Source organism: Holdemanella sp. MSK.7.32 (assembly GCF_024460475.1).
GTDB lineage: Bacteria > Bacillota_I > Bacilli_A > Erysipelotrichales > Erysipelotrichaceae > Holdemanella.
The window spans coordinates 1-6,574 of record NZ_JANFYN010000073.1; the positions used below are offsets into that span (position 1 = coordinate 1).

A 6,574-nucleotide genomic window follows, 5' to 3' on the forward strand; every position below is an offset into this window, starting at 1 on the left:
AAGGAGGAGTATATTGTAGATGACCAGTTAGATGGGTCAATTACAATATACCAGGATTTGTATGCGTAGTTATCAAGTGGATATGTGTAATGGTCCAATTTTTAAAAAGTTGATTATTTTTTCATTACCATTAATTTTGTCGGGCTGCCTGCAATTGTTGTTTAATGCAGCCGATATTATCGTGGTAGGTCGATTTACGGGAAATCAAGCGTTGGCAGCAGTTGGTTCAACAAGTGCATTGATCAATTTATTGGTGAATATGTTTATTGGTATTAGTGTTGGTGCAAATGTTGTATTGGGTAAATCTATTGGGGCTCGAGATGAAGAAAATACATCTAAAGCTGTACATACAGCTATTTTTATTGCCGTCTTTGGTGGATTATTAATGGTGTTTGTGGGTTTCTTTTTTGCGAAACCCTTGCTAGAGTTAATGGCTACACCAGAAGATGTAATTGATTTGTCATCTTTATATATGCGTATTTATTTTGCAGGTATGCCATTTTTTATGGTTTATAACTTTGGGGCTGCCATACTTAGATCGATTGGGGATACAAAGCGACCACTTTATTTCTTATTGATTTCTGGTATCATCAATGTGCTATTTAATCTTTGTTTCGTAATTGTATTCGATATGGGTGTTGCTGGTGTCGCTTTAGCTACGATTATTTCGGAAGGAATTAGTTCTGCTTTAATTCTATTATGTTTAAAGCATATGGATGGACCTTTACATTTTGAGTTAAAGGATATGCGTTTCCATAAGGAATTAGCTTTACAAATGCTAGAAGTAGGACTTCCAGCAGGGCTTCAAGGCATTATTTTTAGTATTTCAAACGTATTGATTCAATCAAGTATTAACTCTTTTGGCTCTTTAGTTATGGCTGGAAATACCGCCGCAAGCAATATTGAAGGTTTTGTATATACGTCTATGAATGCAGTTTATCAAACTTCTTTGTCGTTTACTTCACAAAATTTTGGAGCAAAAAAATACGATCGAATTGATAAGATTTTATTAGAATGTTTAGTAATTGTTAGTATCGTAGGTCTTGTACTCGGGCAAGGCGCTTATTTCTTTGGCCAACAGTTACTATCTATTTATTCTAGTGATGAGCGTGTTATCCAATTTGGAATCAATCGATTGGCTGTTATTAGTACAATGTATTGTTTATGTGGAATTATGGATACTTTAGTTGGAAGTCTTCGAGGAATTGGTTATTCTATTTTACCAATGCTGGTATCTTTAACGGGTGTCTGTTTGATTCGTGTTATATGGATATTTACTGTATTTAAGGCAGTGCATACAACCTTCTCATTGTATATTTCTTATCCAATTACGTGGGTTATAACGCTTGTGGCGCATGGTATTTGTTTCATGGTTGTGCGTAAGAAAATTCGCAGAGTGGCATAATGAAAAAGGCATTGTTTTTAGGGGATTCCAATACTTGGGGCTATGATCCAAGAGGATATTTTCAAAGGTATGATTTAACATACATTGATTATTTAAATGATCTTGTGCCTGGATGGATATTTTTTGAGGATGCGATCAATGGTCGCTTATTGCGAGATGTAAAAGAGGATACATTCGATTTAGATTTGATTGATTTATTTTGTGTTATGTTGGGGTCTAATGATTTGATTCATTATTATGATGTTGAACAAATCCTTTCTTTTATGCATGAGTTAATTGATTCAATGGACAAACGAAAGCTGTTGATTCTTTGTCCGCCAATTTTACAATTTGATGAATTTAGAGATGAAAGTATGAAACTGAATGAGGCATATAAGGCAATGGAGGTTCCTTGTTTAGATTGTAATCCTTTAGATATGAGTTTTGATGGTGTGCATTTATCAGAAAAAGGACATAAGGAATTGGGTATAAAATTAGCTGAGTATATGAAAAGACTTTAATTGAAGTCTTGTTAGAAAAATAAATGTTCAATTAAGATTTTAATTCCTAATAGAATTAAGATGATACCACCTAAGTATTCAGCATATTTTTCAAATAAGCTACCAAGTTTTTTTCCAAATAATACACAAACAAATGAAAGAATAAATGTAGTGATACCAATGGTAGTTATAGCTAAAAATAGATTGACTTTTAAAAAGGCAAAACTTACACCAACGGCTAAAGCGTCAATACTTGTGGCGATAGCTAAAAGAAGAATGTCTTTAAATGGGATGGAGTGAATTTTTACTTCATCTTCTTTTTCTTCTTTTCCTTCGCAAATCATGTTGATACCTATCAAGCTCAACAAAATAAAGGCAATCCAGTGATCGATGGATTGAATGTATTCGGCAAAATGACTTCCGGCATAATAGCCAATAGCTGGCATAAGTGCTTGAAAGAAGCCAAACGCTAGGGCTAAGATAAAGGCATATTTTTTTACTTGATCTTTATCAAGGCTCATACCTTTTGCCAAAGATACAGCGCTTGCATCCATAGCTAAACCAATGCCAATAAATAAAATAGTAATAAAATCCATATTTCCTCCAAAAACAAAAAGACTTATACGAAAAAAAGATGTCCTTTTTCGCATAAGTCTTGTTTATTACGATAAGCCAGATCGATTGATCAGTGTGTTGACTTAAATACTTACATAAGTAAGATAACTACTCCCTTATGGATGTGATTATATTACCAAAATCAAAATTTCTTTACAATGTAAAATAGTTATTGATATCTAACTGAAATGGATTATAATGAGGCAAAAGGAAGGTATATATATGACACATTTTTATATTATTAGACATGGAGAAACAGTATTTAATCGCAAAGGTCGTATTCAAGGATGGTGTGATTCACCGTTGACGGATTTGGGTGTTTCTCAGGCAAAACAATTGGGTAAAGAATTGAAGAATATTCCATTTGATGTATGTTTTTGTTCAACGAGTGAAAGAGCTATAGATACGGCAAACTCTATTTTAGAGGGTAGAAATGTAAAGGTTATTCCTTCTAAAAATTTAAAGGAGCAGAGTTTTGGTGACTTTGAGGCTGAAAAATCAGTGGATATATTTAAAGATGGAGTACGTTTTCCAGATGGTTATCGTTTTTGTGGTGGTGAAAACCATAGTGATGTTATAGAAAGAGTAACGAATGAATTAAAAAAAATCGCATCCGAATATCCGAATGCGAATGTTTTAGTAGTTTGTCATGGTTCTGCCATCAAACATATTGTGAACGCATTGTGTCCAGGTTTTGTGGATGAAAAACCGAATACAGCAGCTTTAGTGCCAAATTGTTCGGTGACGAGAATGGATTGTGATACAGAATTAAAACTTATTGAAAAGCCTCATCTTTTTCACGGTCAACAAACATTAAAATAAAGGCGAGTATTAATAGTGAAACGCTTATCCAGATAGCTTTTGCTGAAAAAATCTGAATACAAAAGTTTCCTAGAATGGCACCGATTATAAATGTTAAAATAATTGAGTAGTAGAGAAGTCCACTTTGTAGATGTTGGACTTTTTTTGTGCATAAATAATTACACATTTCGTGTGTCCCTGTTCTTAAATTTCCAATACACATCGTTGTTGCGTAACCTTTACCATGTATTTTACGAAAGGCTTGTACTTGTAATCCGCACGCAAAAGAAGTTAAAGAATTTGCGAGAAGGTTTTGTTCGAATGAAATATATCCAACGCCAAATAATATAATGATTTCAATCAAGAGAGTAACTTGTCGCCAGTGTACTTTTTGAATTTTTTGAAAATGTACAAATTCCGCTAAGAAAATACCTAGACCAAAAGCAAGTACGGGACATAAATAATGTAGAGCATGCTGGAATTGTCCTCTTGCTAAATTGACACCAAAGAGGAGCATATTTCCAGTTTGGGCATTTGCGAAGACTTGTCCTCTTGCTAAATAGGAATAGGCATCCATAAATCCACCGGATAATGCCAAAAGAATACCGAGTTCGATGGATTCAGATGTTTGTTTTGCTCGTTTCATAGAATAATCACAACCTTTTTACTTTTAAGATAATAAAGCAAAATCACAAAAAATAAAAGCCGAAATCGGCTTTTATCTTATTAAACAGTACCTTGTGCTTTCATTGCTTTTGCAACTTTTAAGAATCCAGCAATGTTAGCTCCAACTACATATTCTTTTTCATGACCATATTCTTTAGCAGTATCACGACAAGTTTCGAAAATATTTACCATAATGTTTTCAAGCTTTTGATCAACTTCTTGGGCTGTCCAAGATAAGTGTTGAGCATTTTGTGACATTTCAAGACCTGAACATGCAACACCTCCGGCATTGCTTGCTTTACCTGGAGCATAGAATACACCATTTTTCATTAGATAGTGGATTGCTTCTGGTGTTGTTGGCATGTTAGCCCCTTCGCATACAGCGAAAACTTTATTAGCTACTAATGCTTTTGCATCTTCTAAATCAAGTTCGTTCTGAGTGGCGCATGGAAGGGCGATATCGCATGCAACAGTCCATGGACGAGCATTTGGTGTGTATGTTGCATTTGGTCTTTTTTCAACATATTCTTTAATACGTCCACGACGAACTTCTTTGATGTCTTTAACTAAATCTAAATCAATTCCTTCTGGATCGTAAACGAATCCGTTTGAATCGGACATAGTTACAACTTTTGCTCCAAGTTGTGTTGCTTTTTCACAAGCATAGATAGCTACATTACCACTTCCGGAAATCGTAACTGTTTTTCCTTCAAAGCTAGTTCCGTTATCTTTTAATAAAGCTTGTGTAAAGTAACATAGACCATATCCAGTAGCTTCGGTACGAATCAAGGATCCACCGAAAGTTAATCCTTTACCTGTCAATACGCCGCTATATTCATTTTTCAAACGTTTATATTGTCCAAATAAATATCCGACTTCACGGCCTCCAACACCAATGTCTCCAGCAGGAACATCTGTGTTTGGTCCGATGTGACGGTATAATTCGCTCATGAAGCTTTGGCAGAAACGCATAACTTCGCGATCACTTTTTCCTTTTGGATCGAAATCAGATCCACCTTTTCCACCTCCCATAGGAAGTGTAGTCAATGAATTTTTTAATACTTGTTCAAATCCTAAGAATTTGATGATACTAATGTTTACAGATGGGTGGAATCGTAAACCTCCTTTATATGGTCCGATGGCAGAGTTGAATTCAACACGGTAACCACGGTTTACTTGAGTTTTGCCATTATCATCAACCCAAGGAACACGGAAAATGATTTGTCTTTCAGGTTCTACAAGTCTTTCTAATACATCATCGTCTAATTCTTCAGGATGTACATCTGCGATAATATTCAATGATTCGAATACTTCTTCAACGGCTTGAAGAAATTCTTTGTCATTGGGATTTCGTTTTTTTACTGTTTCGTATAATTGCTCTAGGTCTTTCATTTTAAGTCCTCCCTTATTTAATACGTGATGATTATAGCACAAAAATTGAAAATGTTTCATAAAAATATGAAAAAATTGTAAATAATAAAAACAAGTATACAAATGATGGTAAAATGCACATAGCGAGTTCATATATTGTATGTTATTATAGAACTCGGTGATGAGAATGAGGGAAAAATTATATCGATTTATGCAAGGTAGATATGGTACGGATAAATTAAATCAGTTTATATTTTATATAGAACTTATTTTATTAGTATTAAGTTTATTTTTTAGAAGAAATATTGTCATAAATATATTGTTCTATATGAGTCTTATTATTTATTTAGCACGTGCATTATCGAAGAACTATGTGGCAAGATCAATTGAAAATCAAAAGTTTATTCGGATTCAGGCAAAAATAGTTCATCGTTTTCAAGCATTTAACAAGTCTTTAAAGGATAAACAAAATAAGTATTTAGTTTGTCCTGAATGTGCGCAAATTATTCGTGTTCCTAGAAATAAGGGGAAAATTGAAGTTCGTTGTCCTTCTTGTAGAAAATCTTTTGATGCGAAAAGTTAGTTGTCTTTACGCAAAGATGGAAACGTTGTAAAATATTTGTAGATGTTGAGGAGGATTAAAGAATGAAAATTGGTATGGCATGTGATCATGGAGCATATACATATAAGGAAGAAATCAAACAAATGTTGATTGATGAAGGACATGAAGTTGTGGATTGTGGTTGTCATGATACAAATAGTGTTGATTATCCGGATATGGCAAAAGCGTGTGCAGATTTAGTTGCGAATAAAGAAGTGGACAAGGGTATTGTTATGTGTGGTACTGGAATTGGAATTTCAATTGCTGCAAATAAAGTAAAAGGAATCCGTTGTGCATTATGTACAGATGTAACTATGGCTCGTTTGACTCGTGAACACAATGATGCGAATATGTTGAGCATGGGACAAAGAACGACAGGTATTGAAACTTGTAAAGATATTGTTCATACTTTCTTGAACACTCCATTTAGTGAGGGTGAAAGACATAAGGGAAGAATCGCAAAAATCAGTGCAATTGAGGATGCTCAATAAGATTTAGGGATGCTTGGAAAAGTGTCCTTTTTTCTTTTTTTAAAATTTTTTTAAAAAAGGGGTTTACAAGATGGGAATGATTTGGTAATATAGATGAGCACTGCTGAGGTGCACATGATCTTTGAAAACTGAACAGGAAATAAAA

General features: G+C 34.1%; 8 protein-coding genes. 5 read left to right on the forward strand and 3 right to left on the reverse strand.

Translation table 11 applies throughout. The features are described from left to right. The first annotated feature begins 61 nt into the window (after positions 1-61). Positions 62-1,405, forward strand: a complete 1,344-nt coding sequence (locus NE544_RS11400) for an MATE family efflux transporter (protein ID WP_256269422.1) — start codon at positions 62-64, stop codon at positions 1,403-1,405. After that, entirely contained in the window at positions 1,405-1,905 is a 501-nt protein-coding gene (locus NE544_RS11405; RefSeq protein ID WP_256269423.1) for a GDSL-type esterase/lipase family protein, read from the forward strand. The genes NE544_RS11400 and NE544_RS11405 overlap by 1 nt, the downstream gene beginning before the upstream one ends. 11 nt (positions 1,906-1,916) lie before the next feature. Here NE544_RS11405 and NE544_RS11410 read toward each other — a convergent pair whose 3' ends face one another. After that, positions 1,917-2,480, reverse strand: a complete 564-nt coding sequence (locus NE544_RS11410) for a manganese efflux pump MntP family protein (RefSeq protein ID WP_256269424.1) — start codon at positions 2,478-2,480, stop codon at positions 1,917-1,919. Between the two features lie 241 nt (positions 2,481-2,721). On the opposite strand from NE544_RS11410, the gene NE544_RS11415 reads away from it, so the two are divergent. Beyond that, entirely contained in the window at positions 2,722-3,321 is a 600-nt protein-coding gene (locus NE544_RS11415) for a histidine phosphatase family protein (RefSeq protein ID WP_158570551.1), read from the forward strand. Here the strand turns inward: NE544_RS11415 and NE544_RS11420 are convergent. Together NE544_RS11420 and gdhA are read right to left on the reverse strand one after the other, a co-directional pair. Continuing rightward, complete coding sequence (locus NE544_RS11420) at positions 3,275-3,946, reverse strand: YoaK family protein (RefSeq protein WP_256269425.1); 672 nt, start codon at positions 3,944-3,946, stop codon at positions 3,275-3,277. The genes NE544_RS11415 and NE544_RS11420 overlap by 47 nt on opposite strands. Positions 3,947-4,026: 80 nt before the next feature. Beyond that, positions 4,027-5,358: an NADP-specific glutamate dehydrogenase gene (gene gdhA / locus NE544_RS11425; protein WP_118116427.1), complete on the reverse strand. Its 1,332-nt coding sequence runs from the start codon at positions 5,356-5,358 to the stop codon at positions 4,027-4,029. Positions 5,359-5,524: 166 nt separating this feature from the next. Here gdhA and NE544_RS11430 point away from each other — a divergent pair, with 166 nt between their 5' ends. Together NE544_RS11430 and rpiB are read left to right on the forward strand one after the other, a co-directional pair. Further along, on the forward strand, positions 5,525-5,920 hold the full coding sequence (locus NE544_RS11430; protein ID WP_256269426.1) for a hypothetical protein: 396 nt from the start codon (positions 5,525-5,527) through the stop codon (positions 5,918-5,920). Positions 5,921-5,982: 62 nt separating this feature from the next. Next, complete coding sequence (gene rpiB, locus NE544_RS11435; RefSeq protein WP_040465978.1) at positions 5,983-6,429, forward strand: ribose 5-phosphate isomerase B; 447 nt, start codon at positions 5,983-5,985, stop codon at positions 6,427-6,429. Positions 6,430-6,574: the final 145 nt, after the last annotated feature.

What these genes read in the sequence shown, in the direction of transcription:
- NE544_RS11400 (WP_256269422.1), top strand. Translation starts at nt 62, where the DNA reads ATGCGTAGTTATCAAGTGGATATGTGTAATGGTCCAATTTTTAAAAAG.
- NE544_RS11405 (WP_256269423.1), top strand. Translation starts at nt 1,405, where the DNA reads ATGAAAAAGGCATTGTTTTTAGGGGATTCCAATACTTGGGGCTATGAT.
- NE544_RS11410 (WP_256269424.1), bottom strand. Translation starts at nt 2,480, where the DNA reads ATGGATTTTATTACTATTTTATTTATTGGCATTGGTTTAGCTATGGAT.
- NE544_RS11415 (WP_158570551.1), top strand. Translation starts at nt 2,722, where the DNA reads ATGACACATTTTTATATTATTAGACATGGAGAAACAGTATTTAATCGC.
- NE544_RS11420 (WP_256269425.1), bottom strand. Translation starts at nt 3,946, where the DNA reads ATGAAACGAGCAAAACAAACATCTGAATCCATCGAACTCGGTATTCTT.
- gdhA (WP_118116427.1), bottom strand. Translation starts at nt 5,358, where the DNA reads ATGAAAGACCTAGAGCAATTATACGAAACAGTAAAAAAACGAAATCCC.
- NE544_RS11430 (WP_256269426.1), top strand. Translation starts at nt 5,525, where the DNA reads ATGAGGGAAAAATTATATCGATTTATGCAAGGTAGATATGGTACGGAT.
- rpiB (WP_040465978.1), top strand. Translation starts at nt 5,983, where the DNA reads ATGAAAATTGGTATGGCATGTGATCATGGAGCATATACATATAAGGAA.